At 31.2% G+C, this 17,224-nt stretch carries 19 protein-coding genes; all 19 read left to right on the top strand.

Features of this window, described 5'->3' with window-relative positions:
- The first annotated feature begins 54 nt into the window (after positions 1–54).
- The gene (locus C245_RS22605; protein ID WP_017494957.1) at positions 55–654 is read left to right on the top strand and encodes a CatB-related O-acetyltransferase; all 600 of its coding nucleotides are present in this window, start codon (positions 55–57) and stop codon (positions 652–654) included.
- On the top strand, positions 644–1,570 hold the full coding sequence (locus tag C245_RS0102210) for a GDP-L-fucose synthase (RefSeq protein ID WP_017494956.1): 927 nt from the start codon (positions 644–646) through the stop codon (positions 1,568–1,570). The genes C245_RS22605 and C245_RS0102210 overlap by 11 nt, the downstream gene beginning before the upstream one ends.
- A 2-nt stretch (positions 1,571–1,572) precedes the next feature.
- Entirely contained in the window at positions 1,573–2,748 is a 1,176-nt protein-coding gene (locus C245_RS0102205; protein ID WP_198288036.1) for a DegT/DnrJ/EryC1/StrS aminotransferase family protein, read from the top strand.
- The gene (locus C245_RS0102200) at positions 2,749–3,570 is read left to right on the top strand and encodes an alpha-1,2-fucosyltransferase (RefSeq protein WP_017494954.1); all 822 of its coding nucleotides are present in this window, start codon (positions 2,749–2,751) and stop codon (positions 3,568–3,570) included.
- Positions 3,571–3,573: 3 nt separating this feature from the next.
- Positions 3,574–4,647 (top strand): GDP-mannose 4,6-dehydratase, encoded by a 1,074-nt coding sequence (gmd, locus tag C245_RS0102195; protein ID WP_017494953.1) that lies wholly within the window; start codon positions 3,574–3,576, stop codon positions 4,645–4,647.
- Positions 4,647–5,672, top strand: coding sequence for a glycosyltransferase (locus C245_RS23540; protein WP_017494952.1), 1,026 nt, complete (start codon positions 4,647–4,649; stop codon positions 5,670–5,672). The genes gmd and C245_RS23540 overlap by 1 nt, the downstream gene beginning before the upstream one ends.
- On the top strand, positions 5,669–6,511 hold the full coding sequence (locus C245_RS0102185) for a glycosyltransferase family A protein (protein WP_017494951.1): 843 nt from the start codon (positions 5,669–5,671) through the stop codon (positions 6,509–6,511). Before C245_RS23540 ends, C245_RS0102185 begins: the two co-directional genes overlap by 4 nt.
- Positions 6,512–7,411: a glycosyltransferase family A protein gene (locus C245_RS0102180; RefSeq protein ID WP_017494950.1), complete on the top strand. Its 900-nt coding sequence runs from the start codon at positions 6,512–6,514 to the stop codon at positions 7,409–7,411.
- A 35-nt stretch (positions 7,412–7,446) separates the two neighbouring features.
- Positions 7,447–8,592, top strand: coding sequence for a glycosyltransferase family 4 protein (locus C245_RS0102175; RefSeq protein WP_026109814.1), 1,146 nt, complete (start codon positions 7,447–7,449; stop codon positions 8,590–8,592).
- Positions 8,585–9,196 carry a glycosyltransferase family A protein gene (locus C245_RS23535; RefSeq protein ID WP_017494948.1) on the top strand — a complete coding sequence of 204 codons (612 nt, stop codon included), beginning with the start codon at positions 8,585–8,587 and terminating at the stop codon, positions 9,194–9,196. The genes C245_RS0102175 and C245_RS23535 overlap by 8 nt, the downstream gene beginning before the upstream one ends.
- Before the next feature lie 332 nt (positions 9,197–9,528).
- The gene (locus C245_RS0102165; RefSeq protein ID WP_017494947.1) at positions 9,529–10,026 is read left to right on the top strand and encodes a glycosyltransferase family A protein; all 498 of its coding nucleotides are present in this window, start codon (positions 9,529–9,531) and stop codon (positions 10,024–10,026) included.
- A complete protein-coding gene (locus tag C245_RS0102160; RefSeq protein WP_017494946.1) occupies positions 9,974–10,531 on the top strand; it encodes a hypothetical protein in 558 nt (185 codons plus the stop codon). Before C245_RS0102165 ends, C245_RS0102160 begins: the two co-directional genes overlap by 53 nt.
- A gap of 4 nt (positions 10,532–10,535) precedes the next feature.
- Complete coding sequence (locus tag C245_RS0102155; protein WP_017494945.1) at positions 10,536–11,441, top strand: glycosyltransferase family 2 protein; 906 nt, start codon at positions 10,536–10,538, stop codon at positions 11,439–11,441.
- A 33-nt stretch (positions 11,442–11,474) separates the two neighbouring features.
- Positions 11,475–12,143 carry a cytidylyltransferase domain-containing protein gene (locus C245_RS0102150; protein ID WP_017494944.1) on the top strand — a complete coding sequence of 223 codons (669 nt, stop codon included), beginning with the start codon at positions 11,475–11,477 and terminating at the stop codon, positions 12,141–12,143.
- A 15-nt stretch (positions 12,144–12,158) separates the two neighbouring features.
- A complete protein-coding gene (neuB, locus tag C245_RS0102145) occupies positions 12,159–13,199 on the top strand; it encodes an N-acetylneuraminate synthase (protein ID WP_017494943.1) in 1,041 nt (346 codons plus the stop codon).
- A gap of 43 nt (positions 13,200–13,242) precedes the next feature.
- Positions 13,243–14,352 carry an acyltransferase gene (locus C245_RS0102140; protein ID WP_157495762.1) on the top strand — a complete coding sequence of 370 codons (1,110 nt, stop codon included), beginning with the start codon at positions 13,243–13,245 and terminating at the stop codon, positions 14,350–14,352.
- Positions 14,353–14,362: 10 nt separating this feature from the next.
- Positions 14,363–15,490 carry a UDP-N-acetylglucosamine 2-epimerase gene (gene neuC / locus C245_RS0102135; RefSeq protein ID WP_017494941.1) on the top strand — a complete coding sequence of 376 codons (1,128 nt, stop codon included), beginning with the start codon at positions 14,363–14,365 and terminating at the stop codon, positions 15,488–15,490.
- Complete coding sequence (locus C245_RS0102130) at positions 15,490–16,431, top strand: polysaccharide deacetylase family protein (protein ID WP_017494940.1); 942 nt, start codon at positions 15,490–15,492, stop codon at positions 16,429–16,431. Before neuC ends, C245_RS0102130 begins: the two co-directional genes overlap by 1 nt.
- On the top strand, positions 16,425–17,219 hold the full coding sequence (locus C245_RS0102125) for a hypothetical protein (RefSeq protein ID WP_017494939.1): 795 nt from the start codon (positions 16,425–16,427) through the stop codon (positions 17,217–17,219). Before C245_RS0102130 ends, C245_RS0102125 begins: the two co-directional genes overlap by 7 nt.
- Positions 17,220–17,224 lie beyond the last annotated feature (5 nt).

The raw sequence follows: 17,224 nt of genomic DNA, 5'->3' as shown, positions 1-17,224 counted from the left end.
TAAAAGAAATGTTTTGGTTGGATTCTTAGGTAAAATAAAAGGAGCTTTAGTAAGATGAAAAAAATATTAAAACGTATTTATAGAGCTATTAATCGCAGGTTAGCTAAAGGAGAAAATTTGTTAGTGAACCCAAATCAGGGTAAATTCCATAATGTGGAGATTATGTCTTCGGCAATATTAAGTGGTGAGAATGAAATTGGGGAATATACTTATATTGGATTTAATAGCATCGTAACCAAATCAAAAATTGGAAGATACTGTTCTATTGCAGGTAATGTTAGTATTGGTATAGGAGAGCATAAAATAAACAGGGTCTCTACAAGTAGTCATTTTTATAAAAATGCCTGGGAAACACTGACTGAAAAAGAATGTGTAATTGGAAATGATGTCTGGATTGGCACTAATTCAGTTATAAGAAGAGGTGTTACTATAGGAGATGGTGCAGTAATTGGTGCAAATTCATTTGTAAACAGAGATGTAAAATCTTTTGAAGTTGTAGCTGGTGCACCTGCAAAATTCATTAAGATGAGATTCCCTGCTTTAACAATAGAGCATATTCTGGGATCTGACTGGTGGTCTAAAGATCTAAATGAAGCTAGGATGATAATAGAAAAATTAGAGCTAACAGGATTATTTGAGCAAGATGATAAATAAAAACGCCAAATTGTATATTACCGGACATACAGGAATGTTGGGCAGTATAACTTTAAATCTTTTTAAGGAAAGAGGGTATTCTAATATAATAACGACAACACACAAAACTTTAGACTTAATCAATCAACAAGATGTTGATGCTTTCTTTGAGAAAGAAAAACCAGAGTATGTCATTCATATTGCGGCTAAAGTTGGAGGTATTAAAGCTAATATTGATAACCCGGCAGTTTTCTTGTATGACAATTTAATGATACAGTCAAATGTAATTAATTCGGCATACAAGCATCAGGTTAAAAAGTTTGTTTTTATTGCAAGTTCTTGTATCTATCCAGCAGCTTCTCCACAACCGATGAAAGAAGAATATCTTTTAGATGGTAAACCTGAACCCACAAACGAAGGTTATGCAATTGCAAAAATTGCCGGTATTAAGTTATTAGAAAGTTATAATAAACAATATGGTTTTAACGGAATTAGTTTAATTCCCAGTAATTTATACGGGCCAAATGATTCTTTTGATTTAAATCATGCACACGTTTTATCATCATTAGTAAAAAGATTTACTGATGCTAAAACCAATAATGATCCTTCTATTAGTTTATGGGGTACCGGAATTGCGAGAAGAGAATTCTTGCATGTAGAAGATTTTTCTAAGGCAATTTTATATTTTTTCGAAAATTATAATTCTCCTAACTCTATTAATGTAGGTCCCGGAACAGATATTAGTATTAAAGAATTGGCAGAATTAATTTCGTCAAAAGTAGAATACACAGGAGAAATTTTGTGGGATAATACTAAACCAAACGGAATGCTTAAAAAATGTATGGATGTTTCTAATATGATTAAAGAAGGATTTAAGCCTGCTAAATTATTAGAAACTGGAATAGAAGAGGTAATAGATAGTTATAAAAACAGGTAATAATGAGAATACCCTTAATGCGAAAAGCATTTCTTAAAGAAGAACAAACTAAAAAAGCTTTGGCTGATTTCATTCTTAATGCAGACAGATTAAGTATGGATATTGAATGTAAAAAATTTGAAGATAAATTTGCTCAATATCAAAAATGTAAACACGCAGTATTATTTAATAGTGGCGGTAGTGCAAACTTGGCGATGTTACAGGCCTTAAAAAATTTAGGAAAGCTGAAAGATGGGGACAAAGTAGCTTTTTCGGCATTAACCTGGTCGACCAATACAATGCCAATTATTCAGTTAGGAATGGTTCCGGTTGCACTAGATTGCGAACCTGATACATTGAATACCATGTCGTATCATCTACTGGAAAGATTGGAAACAACAGATCTAAAGGCTTTGTTTATCACAAATATCCTTGGTTTTGCAGGAGATATAGATGTCATAAAAGAAATTTGTGATCAAAGAAATATTATTTTAATAGAAGATAATTGCGAATCATTAGGAACTGAACTGCCAGAAGGAACTACGGGTAATTTTGGAATTGGAGGGAGCTTCTCTTTTTTTGTTGCCCATCATATGTCAACTATAGAAGGTGGAATGGTTTGTACAAGTGATGATGATTTTGCCGAAATGCTTAGAATTGTAAGGGCCAATGGTTGGGACAGAAATCTTAGTGCTGAACAACAGGGAAAATGGAGAGGAAAATATGATATTCAGTCAGAATTTCAGGCCAAGTATACTTTTTATGATTTAGGATATAACTTCAGACCTACTGAAATTACCGGCTTTTTGGGGCAATATCAAATGCAGTTTTTAGAAGAAAATATAAGTAAGAGAGAACAAAATTACTTGCGAATAGAAAATATTATAAAAGACAATTCCGACTTTGTTTATCTAAAACACGATCATATCAACAGATTGTCTACCTTCGCCTTTCCGTTTGTTTGTAAAACGCCTCAACTAAGAGAATATTATCTGGATAAATTTACAAAAGCTGGAGTCGAAATTAGACCAATGATAGCTGGAAATATGCAGGAGCAGCCTTTTTACAAAAAGTATGTAAGCGAATTATATGAAATGCCAGGTGCAGATATGATGCATGCAAATGGATTTTATTGTGGAAATTATCCGGAACTTCTGGAGGAAGATTTGTTAATTATCGAAAATTTATTAAAAAAATAAATGATCGTAGTTCAGTTAATTGGAGGTTTAGGAAATCAGTTGTTTCAATATGCAGCTGCTAAAGCTTTGGCATTACAAACAAAACAAAAGTTCTCTCTCGATGTATCGCAATTTGAGAGTTATAAATTGCATAACTATGCATTAAACCATTTTAATGTCATTTCTAAAAACTATAAAAAGCCCAATCGATATTTAAGAAAAATAAAGAGTTTTTATCAAAAAAATGTATTTTACAAAGAAGTCGATTTTGGATATAATCCTGATCTGATTCATTTAAAAGGAGGTATTATATTTCTGGAAGGTTATTTCCAATCAGAGAAATATTTTATAAAATATGAAAAAGAAATTCGGGAAGATTTTGAATTGCGGACACCGTTAAAAAAAGAGACTAAAGCTGCAATTGCAAAAATTGAGTCTGTAAATTCTGTTTCGATACATATTCGAAGAGGAGATTATATAAATAATCCATTGCATAATACAAGTAAAGAAGAATATTATAACAAAGCTTTGGAAATAGTTGAAAATAAGATAAATAATCCTGTTTATTTTGTCTTTTCGGATGATATGGAATGGGTAAAAGCAAATTTCTCGACAAAACAGGAAACAATATTTATTGATTTTAATGATGCTTCAACAAATTTTGAAGATTTGAAATTGATGACATCCTGTAAGCATAACATTATAGCCAATAGTAGTTTTAGCTGGTGGGGTGGATGGCTGAATAAAAATCCTGATAAAATTGTAATCGCTCCAAAACGATGGTTCAATGATGATTCCATAAATACTAATGACATAATCCCGACAAATTGGGTTAAAATATAGAAAATGAAAAAAGCATTAATAACCGGAGTTACTGGTCAGGATGGAGCTTATTTAGCCGAATTTTTATTAGAGAAAGGTTACGAAGTTCATGGTGTAAAAAGAAGAGCTTCATCATTTAATACGCAACGAATTGATCATTTGTTCAGGGACCTTCATGAAGAAAATGTTCGATTTATCCTTCATTATGGGGATTTATCTGATGCTACCAATCTAATAAGAATAATTCAGGAAGTTCAACCTGACGAGATCTATAATTTAGGGGCTATGTCTCATGTAAAAGTTAGTTTTGATACTCCTGAATATGTTGCAAATGTTGATGGTTTGGGAGCCATGAGATTATTAGAAGCGGTGAGAATTTTGGGTCTGGCAGAAAAAACCAAGGTCTATCAGGCTTCAACTTCAGAGCTGTATGGTTTAGTGCAGGAAGTACCACAAACTGAAAAAACACCTTTTTATCCTCGTTCACCTTATGGTGTGGCAAAAATTTATGCCTATTGGATAACTGTAAATTATCGTGAGGCGTATAATATGTTTGCCTGCAATGGAATTTTATTTAATCATGAATCGCCTCTGCGTGGAGAAACATTCGTTACCCGAAAAATTACCATGGCTACAGCTAAAATAGTTTTAGGGTTGCAGGATGCATTATATATTGGGAACTTAAATTCGCAACGAGATTGGGGCCACGCGAAAGATTACATAGAAGCGATGTGGTTAATTTTACAACAAGATAAACCAGATGATTTTGTTATTTCAACGGGTAAAACTACTCCGGTAAGAGAATTTGTTCGAATGGCATTTTTAGAATGCGGTATTGAACTGGAATTTGTGGGAGAAAATGAAAATGAAGTTGGAAAAGTCAAATCTTGTACGAATCCTAAATATCAAATTGAGACTGGCAAAGAAGTAGTAAAAGTTGATCCTACTTATTATAGACCAACAGAGGTTGATTTGTTGATAGGAGATTCTACAAAAGCAAGAACAGTTTTAGGATGGAAACCAAAATTTAATTTAGATGATATCGTAAAACAAATGGTTGCTGCCGACATAGAATTATTTGAAAAAGAAGTAAAATAATGTCTTCAACCCCCAAGATATCAGTTCTAATGCCTGTCTATAATTGCGAACTTTATATAGAGGAAGCAATAGATAGTATTTTGAATCAGACTTTTTCAGATTTTGAATTTATAATAATTGATGATGCTTCTTCAGATTCAACAGTGTCAATTATAAAAACCTATAATGATCCCAGAATACAATTAATCATAAAACCTCAAAATTCAGGCCTTACGAATAGTCTGAATTACGGACTGAGCATTGCTAAAGGAGAATATATTGCTCGTATGGACGGTGATGATATAAGTCTGCCGGAACGTTTTGTTAAACAAGCTGCTTTTTTAGATAAAAATCCTGATACAGTACTTATTGGCACATACTTTAAGATAATTGGCAAAGATAAAATCGTTGCTGTTCCTGAAGATCATGATGAAATAAAATTGGCAATGCTTAAGGATTGTTGTATAGGACATCCAACTGTAATGATGAGGAAAAGTCACCTGGATAGATTTACTTTAATTTACGATACCCAAAAAGAGCCAGCCGAAGATTATGATCTCTGGACAAGATTGTTAGTCGTGGGAAAACTGTACAATTTGCAGGAAGTTTTGCTTAATTATCGTGTTCACAATTCGCAAGTTTCTCATAAAAGAAATGAACAACAAATAAATACTGCACTGGAGATTAAAGTTAATTTACTGACGAATCTTAATTTTGAAAGAGATGATGAGACACAAGATTTTCTAAAGAAGATAATATCACGAAGAGAATTTGTTTCTTTTAGAGAAATAAATCGATTCGAAGATTTAAAAAACAAATTACTTTTGGCAAATCAAACTTCTTTTTTTGAAAAGGCAGGTTTTGAAAGATATTTGTTAGAGATTCAGAACAATTTGTTGAAAGACTATTTTTTAAAAAAAGAAAAATACTCTCCAAAAGTTTATCTGCAATATTTAAAAATTAGAAAAAAATCACCATTTAAATTAAAATCATTGCACGAAATAAAACTGTTTATAAAATCAATAATTTTCTACAGTAAAAAATGAAAGATCCAATAGTTTCTATAGTGGTTCCATGTTATAATCAGGCTCAGTATCTGGATGAAGCCTTGCAATCTGTTTCAGACCAGATATTTGAAAACTGGGAATGTATTGTAGTAAATGACGGAAGCTCCGATAATGCAGAACAAATAGCAAGAAAATGGATCGAACAAGATGTGAGATTTAAATACTATTATCAGGAAAATGGAGGGGTTAGCAGCGCTAGAAATCTTGGTGTCGCAAACAGTGTTGGTGAATTTATCCTACCACTTGACGGAGATGATAAAATTGCTAAAGACTACATCAAACTAGCTTTAAGAGCATTTGAAAATGATGAGTCATTAAAACTTGTTTATTGTAAAGCAGAAAAATTTGGTGATGAAACAGGAAACTGGAATCTGACACCATTTTCACTAAAAGAGTTGGCACTAGATAATATGATTTTTTGCTCGGCAATATACAGAAAGAAAGATTGGGAATTGATTGGAGGATATGATAATAACATGCTCGATGGTCTTGAGGATTGGGAGTTTTGGATATCACTTCTAAAGAATGGAGGAAATGTATCATGTTTAAATACTATAGGATTTTATTACAGAATAAAATTAGTGTCCAGGCAAAAAAAACTGGATGGTACTATAAAAGATAAACTATTCAACTATTTAAGTATAAAACATGCTGATTTTTTTGTAGAACATCTGGGATCTTTTGGGGCATTAAACTACAACTTACAAAAAGAAAGGGAAGTGTTTTCTGCAAAACTTAAAAGCGAAAAATTTGTACTTGATTTGTTCTGTAAAACTTTTTTCGGGTTTACAATTTTCGGAAAAATAAATAAGGGATAAATGCTGGCTATAGTTATACCATATTATAAAATCATTTTTTTTGAAGAAACCTTAAAATCACTATCGGAGCAAACAAATAAAAGATTCAGAGTATTTATAGGAAACGATGCCAGTCCGGAAGATCCCTCTTTACTTTTGGAGCAGTATAAAGACAAAATTGACTTCGTTTACCAGATATTTGAGGAAAATTTAGGAGGAATATCACTGGTGAAGCATTGGGAACGCTGTATCGCCCTTGTTGAGGAGGAAGACTGGATAATGATTTTGGGTGATGACGATATTTTGGAGAAAAATGTTGTATCGTCCTGGTATGAGCATTACAATGTTTTTCATACAAAATCAAATCTGGTAAGATTTGCTTCAAAATCATTAAACATGAATTTGAACGGAAGAATAAGTCATTCATTTATAAATCCGGTATGGGAAAAAGCATCCGATTCTTATTTTAGAAGATTTAAAGGGTTGACAAGGAGTTCTTTGTCTGAATATACATTTTCAAAAACGGCTTTTAAGAAATTTGGTTTTTTTGATTTTCCTTTAGCCTGGCATAGTGATGATGCGGCTTGGTTATTTTTTTCTGATGATAAACCTATTTACTCTATAAATGAGAGTAATTTATTGATCAGATATTCCAGTTCGTCCATATCCGGAAAACAGAATAATCAAAAGTTAAAAGATCTTGCGAGCGAAAATTTTTACAAACAATGTATTATTGAAAAAATTGAATTTTTTAGTAAGCCGCAACAGTTGGATTTGATATTAGAATATGAAATTTCAATCAAAAAGAACAGGAAACTGATATGGACAGAATGGCGTTACTTACTTCTTTTTTACCTTTCAGCAATGCAGATGAATGCCTTTATAAAGTGTTTAAGAAGATGCTGTTTAAGTTTTAGATAAATGGATTTATTGAGTAAGTTAAAACTATAGATCAAGTGAAAATACTTTTTGTATCGATGCCATCTATCCATGTTCTCCGTTGGATTGAAAACTTAAAAGATAAAGGTCATGAACTTTATTGGTTTGATGTTTTAGATCGGGGACCACTAAAGAATTTAGAGTATGTTCATCAATTCGTAGATTGGAAAAAAAGAAAATATCCCTACATAAAAGGAGAATATTTTTTGAGAAAAAAGATGCCTTCGGCGTATGATAAAATAATTCCTTATTTTGAAGTTTCTGCCAATGAAGGGTTCGAGAAAGTTATACAGGAAATTAAGCCCGATATAGTTCATAGTTTTGAATTGCATTACTGCTCTTATCCCATACTGAAAGCAATGAATAAAAATCCGGGTATTAAATGGATTTATTCTTGTTGGGGAAGCGATATTTTTAGACATCAAGTTCTTAAAAATGACATTCAGAAAATTGAATCTGTTTTAAACAGAGTTAATTTTTTAATAACAGATTGTGAAAGAGATTATGATCTGGCAAAAAAAAATAATTTTAATGGATTTTTTTTGGGAGCTCTTCCCGGAGGAGGCGGATACAATATAACAGATATTCAAACAAGTTTTCAGGATATAGAATCCAGAAAATTAATCCTGATAAAAGGTAATCATAATGAAACAGGAAGAGCCCTCTATACCTTAAAAGCTATAAAAAAAATAATTGATCTGTTGGATGATTTTCATATCGCTGTTTTTTCAGCAGGAGAAAAAGTTAGAGAATTTATTAAATCAGATTCAAAACTGGAGGGAAAAATTAAAATAATAGAAGGAATAAATCAGTCGGAGCTTCATAATTATTTCGGAAAAGCATTTCTTTATATTGGAAATAATTTTTCAGACGGCATGCCAAATTCATTATTAGAAGCTTTATTACTTGGGGTAATTCCTTTGCAATCCAATCCGGGTAATGCCACAAAAGAACTTATAGGGAAAAAATATTTTGGAGAAATAATCAATGATCCTGAGAACTCAGATGAAATAGCTGAAAAAATATTAAGTCTTATCCGTAATAAAGATAATAATGTTCAATTTGCCAAAAGTAACCATCTCAAAGCCATTGAAGATTATAACTACGAAAGAATAAGAGATTCAATAAACAATTTATACAGTACAGTAGCCATAGATGAATAAGCCTTTAGTTTCTATTATTATCCCCACTTACAATCGGGCACATTTGATTGCTGAAACACTCGATAGTCTAATTGGACAAACCTATTCTAATTGGGAGTGTATTATAGTTGATGATAATTCGTCTGATAAAACAGAAGAAACGATAAAGCTTTATAAGGAAAAGGATAGTAGATTCAAACTGATACTAAAATCAAAAGAAGATAAAAAAGGAGCAAGTGTTTCTAGAAATATTGGATTAAAAATTGCAAAAGGCGATTATATCCAGTTTTTGGATTCAGATGATATATTGGCTGCAAATAAACTCGAAGAACAAATTCAGCTAGTGTCGAATGAAGATGAATTTGTTATTTCAACATGCAAATGGGGAAGATTTGATCATATTAGCGAAGCCCTTAAATTGAATGAAAATAATCCTGATTATAGAAATTTTGATTCTGCAAAAGAATATTTTGATTTGATAGGTCTACATGGAGGCTTTTTCCCTTCACACAGTTTTTTAATGAATAAAAAACTTATAACATTTTCAGGTTACTGGAATGAAAGTTTAACAATGAACGATGATGGGGAGTTTTTTTTAGAGTATTATCGAATTGCAGTAAAATAATCTTTGCCGGTAATACCTATGTTTTATATCGAAATAATGTGTCTGGTGAGAATTTAAGTTTGTTGCAAACCACCGAAAAAGCGTATAGTCTTGTTAACAGCTGGAAAATAATAGAATCACTGTATCAGATAAAGTATGGCGATTCATACTCTGCTTTCTTAAATAAAAAAAGCAAGGTATATATTTTGGGATAAAAAGAGAATTTCCTAAAGTCATTAGGGAGAATAAGGCGTTTTTTAAGCAACAGATTAAAAATGATACCGTTTCTCTAAAATTAGCAAAACTGAAAAAAAGGATTTTTCATAAACTGAAAATTATATTTAAGAAATAAGATGCGGGTAGGATTTAATCCATTTAAAGATGAACCACAAAAAGATTCTGAATTTATTCATCAGATCATAATTCCTGTTTACATACCTAATCAGGAAGGTTATTTTAAAGATAGTTTTGCAATTTTAAAACTTTGCCTGGAATCTTTATTTGTTACCGTTCACAAAAAAACATTCATTACTATTGTTAATAATGGAAGTGATATAATTATAAAAGAATATTTAGATTTTCTTTTAAAGCAAAACAAAATACACGAATTAATTCATACTGATAACATAGGAAAACTTAATGCTATATTGAAAGGTTTAGCGGGGAATAATATAGAATTGGTTACAATTTCAGATTCAGATGTATTGTTTTTCCCGAACTGGCAATCTGAAACAGTAAAAGTTTTTACACATATTCCTAATGCTGGAGTAGTAGGCATTGTACCACAGTTTAAAATGTATGAACAAAATTGCGGAAATGTTATTTGGGATAATTTATTCAGTAAAAATTAAAATTTATTCCCGTAAAAACAAAAAAGCTTTGATTAGGTTTTATGACAGTATTGGTTGGGATAGAAATTATAATCAGGATTATTTAGAATATAATTTAGGTTTAGAGATTAGTTCAAACTTAAAAGTGTTGATTGGTTCGGGACATTTTGTCGCAAGTTATAAAAAGGATATTTTTGATGAAATCGTAAGTTATATAGGCTTTAAGATGGGCGGAACCAGTGAGGGGTATTTAGATAAATCGCCTCTTAAGAAAAATTACTGGAGAGTAACAACTCAGGATAATTACGCCTGTCATTTAGGAAATACTTTAGAGGACTGGATGTCAGTTCCGAAAGCTTCTAATACTGACATAATTCAAGGTGGATTTAATAAAAATATAAAATTAAATCCAGTTTTATATTTTATAAAAAACAGATTATTTGTAAAATTTATTTCAGTCAAATGGATGAAAAAGATATTCTTGCGATATAAAAAGTTACCACAACCAATGATTAGAAATTATTAAGTAAATGCACATTCAGAAGAAGTTTTCTATTCTCATTACAACAAAAAACCGAAAACAGGATCTAAATTTTACATTGCGTAAAATTCAGCATTTATTGGATAGAGAAGATGTATCTTGTATTATTTGTGACGATGGTTCAACAGATGGAACGTATTCATTTGTTGAAAAGAATTATCCGGAAATTCAATTAATTAGGAATAATAAAAGCGAAGGACTGATCTATAGTCGGAACAGAATGATGGATTTGGTTACGACTGATTTTGCAATCTCTATTGATGATGATTTGCATTTTATTACCACAAATCCTTTAGAAATTATAGAGGAAGCTTTTGACAAAAATCCTGATGCAGCACTGTTTAGTTTTAGAATTTATTGGAGTTTACAAGAACCTGAAATAGCGACCAGTGACGACGTTTTACATCAAATGAAAAGTTTCGCCGGTGGAGCTAATGTCTGGAGAATGTCTGCCTGGCGAGATGTTCCTAATTATCCTGAATGGTTTGTTTTTTATGGTGAAGAAGATTTTGCTTCTTTTCAATTGTTTAAAAAACAATGGAAGATTTATTATTTACCAGAAGTGTTGGTAAATCATAGAGTAGATTTAAAATCCAGAAAAAAAAATGCCGATTATAGTTTACGCCTGCGACGGTCATTACGTTCCGGCTGGTATTTGTATTTTTTGTTTTATCCTCTTAAGGTCATCCCAAAAAAAATAACGTATTCTGTTTGGATGCAGCTTAAATTAAGGGTTTTCAAAGGAGATTTTAAAGCTTTGAAAGCATTGTTTTTGGCAACAATAGATTTAATTTTGGCATTTCCTAAAATAATCAAGAATAGTAATAGACTATCCGGGCGAGAATATAAAACTTATCAGGAACTGGAAGATACAAAGTTGTATTGGAAACCATAAAATATATTGCTACAATTCTTTTAAACATTAAAAATGAAAACGATCGCTATTATTCCGGCGCGTGGAGGATCTAAAAGATTGCCTCAGAAAAATATAAAACTGCTTGGGGGAATCCCTTTATTAGCACACAGTATTATGTATGCTAAAGCCAATAGTGCTATCATTGAAGAAATTTATGTTTCGACTGATGATGAAAGTATAAAAGAAATAGCTTTGAAATATGGAGCAAAGGTAATAGACAGACCCGCAGATATTTCTGGAGATCATGAGGCGACAGCTTCGGCATTAAAACATGTTTTGCAAAATATTGATCATGAAGTAGAAAATGTGGTGTTGCTTCAGCCTACAAACCCTGTTCGTCCGGAAAGTTTACTAAAAGAAACATTTGAAATTTATCAAAAGGAAGACAGCGATAGTTTATTTACTGTTTCAAGAAACTATAAAAAGTTCGGAAAAATAACAGATCAAAAGTTTGTTCCGTACAATTACAAAATTGGTCAGAGAAGTCAGGATATGGAACCGCTTTATTTTGAAAACGGGTTGTTATATATCACAAAAGCATCATTAATTTTTGAAGATATAATTATTTCAGAAGATGCTTTTCCTTTCAAAATAGATCATATTTTTGCCAATGTGGATATTGATACGCAGGAAGATTTTGATTTCGCCGAATTTTTATACCACAAATATATAAAGCCCTAATTAACAAACTAATTTATGAAACCCTATCTTGAAATTGCAGGACGAAGAATTGGACAAGATTTTCCACCTTTAGTTATTGCCGAAATTGGAATTAATCACGAAGGTTCTTTGCAAGTTGCAAAAGAAATGGTCGATGCGGCAAAACGAGCAGGTGCCGAGGTAGTAAAACATCAAACCCATATTGTTGAGGATGAAATGAGCGGAGCCGCTAAAAAAGTAATTCCGGGTAATGCAGATGTTTCTATTTATGAAATTATGGAACGTTGTTCTTTGAATGAAGCTGATGAATTAGAGCTCAAAAATTATGTTGAAAGTAAAGGCATGATTTTTATTTCAACACCATTTTCACGTGCAGCAGCAGAGAGATTAAAAAAGTTTGATATACCTGCATATAAAATTGGTTCTGGCGAATGCAACAATTATCCGTTATTAGAGCATATAGCTTCTTTTGGAAAACCGGTAATTTTGAGCACAGGAATGAATACAATTGAAAGTATTACAAAAGCAGTGGCTATTTTTGATAAACATAATATTCCTGTTGCACTTTTGCATACCACAAATCTATATCCAACGCCCATTCATTTAGTACGTTTTGGCGCCATGACGGAATTGCATGAAGCTTTTCCCGATAAAGTATTTGGTTTAAGTGACCATACCTTAAACAATAATGCCTGTCTGGGAGCTGTAGCTTTGGGTGCTAGTATTCTGGAAAGACATTTTACGGATCATATGCAAAGAACAGGTCCGGATATTATTTGCAGTATGGATGAAAAAGCGTGTCAGGAATTAATTATTTCAAGTGCCGAAATTGCATTGATGCGTGGTGGTACAAAAAAACCTGCAGAAGAAGAACAAGTGACTATAGATTTTGCTTTTGCTACAGTTTGCGCAATTGCTCCAATAAAAAAAGGAGACAAATTAACTAAAGAAAATATTTGGGTAAAAAGACCGGGAACCGGTAAAATACTAGCAGAACATTTTAATGATCTGATAGGAAAAACGGCCTCAAGAGATATTGAAAATGATGAACAATTAAATTGGGAAGATATAAACTAGTTTTAATTACAATACACTTACTTTTTAACCCCAATTTTTAACTTTGAAACAAAATATCAGATTAAGAGAACTTGATTTTTTAAGAGGGATCGCAATTATTTTGGTCTTAATGCGCCATCAGTATGTAACAGACTGGACAACAAAAATGGGCTGGATAGGCGTTGATTTATTTTTTGTTTTAAGCGGATTTCTTGTTTCAGGACTATTATTCAAAGAGTATCTAAAATTTGGAAATATAAAGCCAGGTTTGTTTTTAGTACGAAGAGGATTTAAAATTTATCCCATATACTACTTAACTTATTTTTTATACTTAACACCTAAGATTATTAAACATCAATTTGAATGGAAAGGGGTCTTATCAGATATGTTTTTCATTCAGAACTATGTTTATGCGTGGGGTTATGCTTATACACCTAGTTGGTCATTAGCAGTCGAAGAACATTTTTATTTTGGTTTTGCCTTACTATTATGGTTCGTTACTAAATATGCTTGGATTAGTTTAAAACCAAATCAAGCAAGTAAAATAGATAAGTTTGAGGTTTTGATCTTTCTAATGATACTCTTATCATTGTGTTTAAGAATTGTCAGTAATGTTTATTTTCCTGAAAATGGAGATAAAAATTTTACAATGTCTCATTTAAGAATGGATTCGCTATTTGCCGGAGTTTTTGTTTCATATTTATATTATTTTAAAAATGAGAAGCTAAGACTTTTTTTTGAGTCAAATAGAATACTATTAATTATAATCTCATTTTTAGCTCTTACTTTTACGCCGTTTATAGACTTTGAGGAATCATTTTTCGTAAGAACATTTGGGTATTCACTTCTTTATATTGCATTTAGTATTATACTTGTGTTTTTTCTTGTAAGTACAGAAATAAATAAAAAACTGGATAGCCTATTCTCAAACAGAATAGTAAATATCATTAGCAAGATTGGATTTTCCTCCTATAGTATTTATATTATACATGGTTTCATAAATTTTTTCTTTGCCTTAGTAAATAATTTTATTTTAAATAAATTCTTTAATCAGATTTCTATATTTTTTCTTACCTGTATCATAAGTGTTTTATGCGGAATTTTTATGACGCTTAATATAGAAAAGTATTTTTTAAATTATAGGGATAAATATTTTCCCAGTCGAATAAACTGATCACCATTAAATGAAAAAAATCCTATTTCTTACAGGTACCCGCGCTGATTTTGGAAAGATAAAATCATTAATTTCAATTTTAGAACAACAATCTGAATTTGAGGTTTTTGTGTTCGTTACTGGAATGCATTTGCAGGAACAATATGGTTATACGCTGATCGAAATAGAACGCTGCAATTTTAAGAATGTTTTTACTTTCGAAAATCATACCCATGAAACAACAATGGACTTAACTCTTGCAAAAACTATTGAAGGATTATCAGGCTATTGCAAAACTATTAATCCAGATATGATAGTTGTTCACGGAGACAGAGTCGAAACCTTAGCAGGCGGAATTGTTGGTTCATTAAACAACATTCTGGTAGCACACATTGAAGGAGGTGAAGTTTCAGGGACTGTAGATGAATTAATCCGTCATAGTGTTAGTAAACTAAGCCATATTCATTTCGTTTCAAACAAACAGGCGGCAAAAAGATTGATACAAATGGGAGAGATTAAAGAATCTGTTTTTACAATTGGTTCTCCTGATCTTGATATTATGTTTTCTGATCAGTTGCCGGATCTAGTAACGGTAAAAGAATATTATAAGATTGATTTTGAAAATTATGCAATCGTAATGTTTCATCCCGTAACCACAGAAATCAAAGAAATGCAAAAATATGCCGAAAACTTTGTATCATCTTTATTGCAGGACAACCATAATTATATTGTCATTTTTCCGAACAACGATCTGGGAAGTCAATTTATTATTGAGGCTTATAAGAGATTAAAAGAAAATCAGAGATTCAGGATTTTTCCATCTTTGCGTTTCGAGTATTTTTTAACCCTACTAAAAAATAGCCAATTCATTATTGGTAATAGCAGCGCGGGGATTAGAGAAGCTCCATATTATGGAATTCCAATTATTAATATTGGAACCCGTCAGCAAAACAGAGCAGTTCATGCCGATATAATCAATACAAATTATTCTGAAGAAGGTATAATAGAATCACTTGCTGTTATTGATTCACATAAAGTTCAAAATGTAGAAGATGATTTTGGAAAAGGAAATAGTAATGTATTGTTTCTTGAATGTCTTCAAAAAGAAAATATTTGGCTATTGAACCACCAAAAACAATTTAGAGATTTATCTAATTAATGAAAGCTAAATTTAAAAGTATATATTATAAGTTGAATAAACTCAAAAACCGATTGCTGTATGGTAAGCCGGTTTTAGTTGTCATGTATCACAGAACCAGTAATGAAGTTAGAAGTGAGTTACAGTATTTAACGGTTGATTTGGTTAGTTTTGAAAAGCAACTTCATTATTTTAAGGAAAATTATCAGATTCTTAGATTATCAGACGATTGGAGCTCATTAAAAAAAACAGGAATAGTCATTACATTCGATGATGGATACGCAGATAATTTAGCAAATGCTTTACCCCTATTGGAGAAGTATGAAATACCGGCTACAATTTTTGTAACGACATTAAATATAAATACTAAAAAAGAGTTTTGGTGGGATCGTTTTGTATTTGACTATAACTTCTGTAATCAGTTTTTCTATCTTCCTGATGTAAAAGAAAAAGCATCAAAAGAAACACATTCGTTTAGCGATTTAAACAAACTTATTGGCAAACTATCAAATGAAGAAAAGGAAATTTGGTTTTTAGATTTTGAAAGTTTAAATAAAATTCCTTTTCACGATAATGAAGATTTCAGATCATTAAGCTATGAAGAGCTTAAACGTTTGTCTGAGCATCCATTAATAGATATTGGTATACATACTCATAATCATTATCCCTTTGGGAATCTAAGTTATGAGGAACAGAAAAAAGAGTTAAGTTTTTCAATTGAAAAACTAGATAAATTGATTGCAAAATCAGTAAAATATTTAGCATTACCACATGGTTCGTATAATGGCTGTACACCTAGAGTGATCGAAGAATCAGACTGTTTAGGAATGTTGATAGCAAATAATGATTACTCCAATCATAAAAATAAATCAGGTAAAAAAATAAATCGAATTTTGATTCCTAATATTAAGGATAAAGAATTGGTGAAATTTATGAATAGATTTGACTTTAAAATATGGTAGATAATAAGTTTAATATTGCCATACTTTCTACGGTTATAAATTTTGATTTATATGATAAAAGCTCTCCGTTTTTTCCGCAAGATGTTCAGAAATATGTGATAGATGGGAGAAATGGAATGCATGGTTTAAAAAGTATTTTTTATATGATGAAAATGCTAAAAAATAAAAACATTGAATGGCTTATCATGGCAGATGAAGATGTTTTGTTTCAGGATTCAGGGATAGTCTTTGATATTATCAATAAAATGAAGTCTGAAGATTATACAGTATGTGGTGTGCGGGACGGAGGAATGATTGCACACAGAACATATAATCCGTATGCAATTAATACTTTTTTTTCTATTGTAAATTTTAAAGAACTTGAGAAAATTTGGAATAAAGACGAAATTCTAAAAAATGATTACAGTTTAGAAAATGAGTTTTATGATGATTTGACAAATCTAAAATGGAATTTTGATACTAAGAGTCTTTACGAACCTTATTACTGCTTTTATCTTTGGTTAAGAAGAAAAAATAAAAAGTTTCTCTTTCTGGATACAGAAATGAACGAAGATCGAATTGCAAATTCAATTACTTACCATAATAAAGTACTTTTACACCATACCTGGTTTGCCAGGGCATATGGTAAAAATGATGAGCAAACTAAAAGAATAAATGTGTTATTTGATTTGTTGAACTCGAAAGATAGTAATACCTCTGAACCTGTAATATTTAAGGATAAAACATTTTTACTTATTCAAAGAATAAAAAAGACATATAGAAAAATTCTCATGAGACTTAAGCGCTAGAAAAT

Source organism: Flavobacterium sp. WG21 (genome assembly GCF_000335775.1).
Classification (GTDB): domain Bacteria; phylum Bacteroidota; class Bacteroidia; order Flavobacteriales; family Flavobacteriaceae; genus Flavobacterium; species Flavobacterium tructae.
The sequence above is the reverse complement of the archived record's forward strand: the minus strand, read 5'-3'. Positions and strand labels throughout refer to the sequence as shown.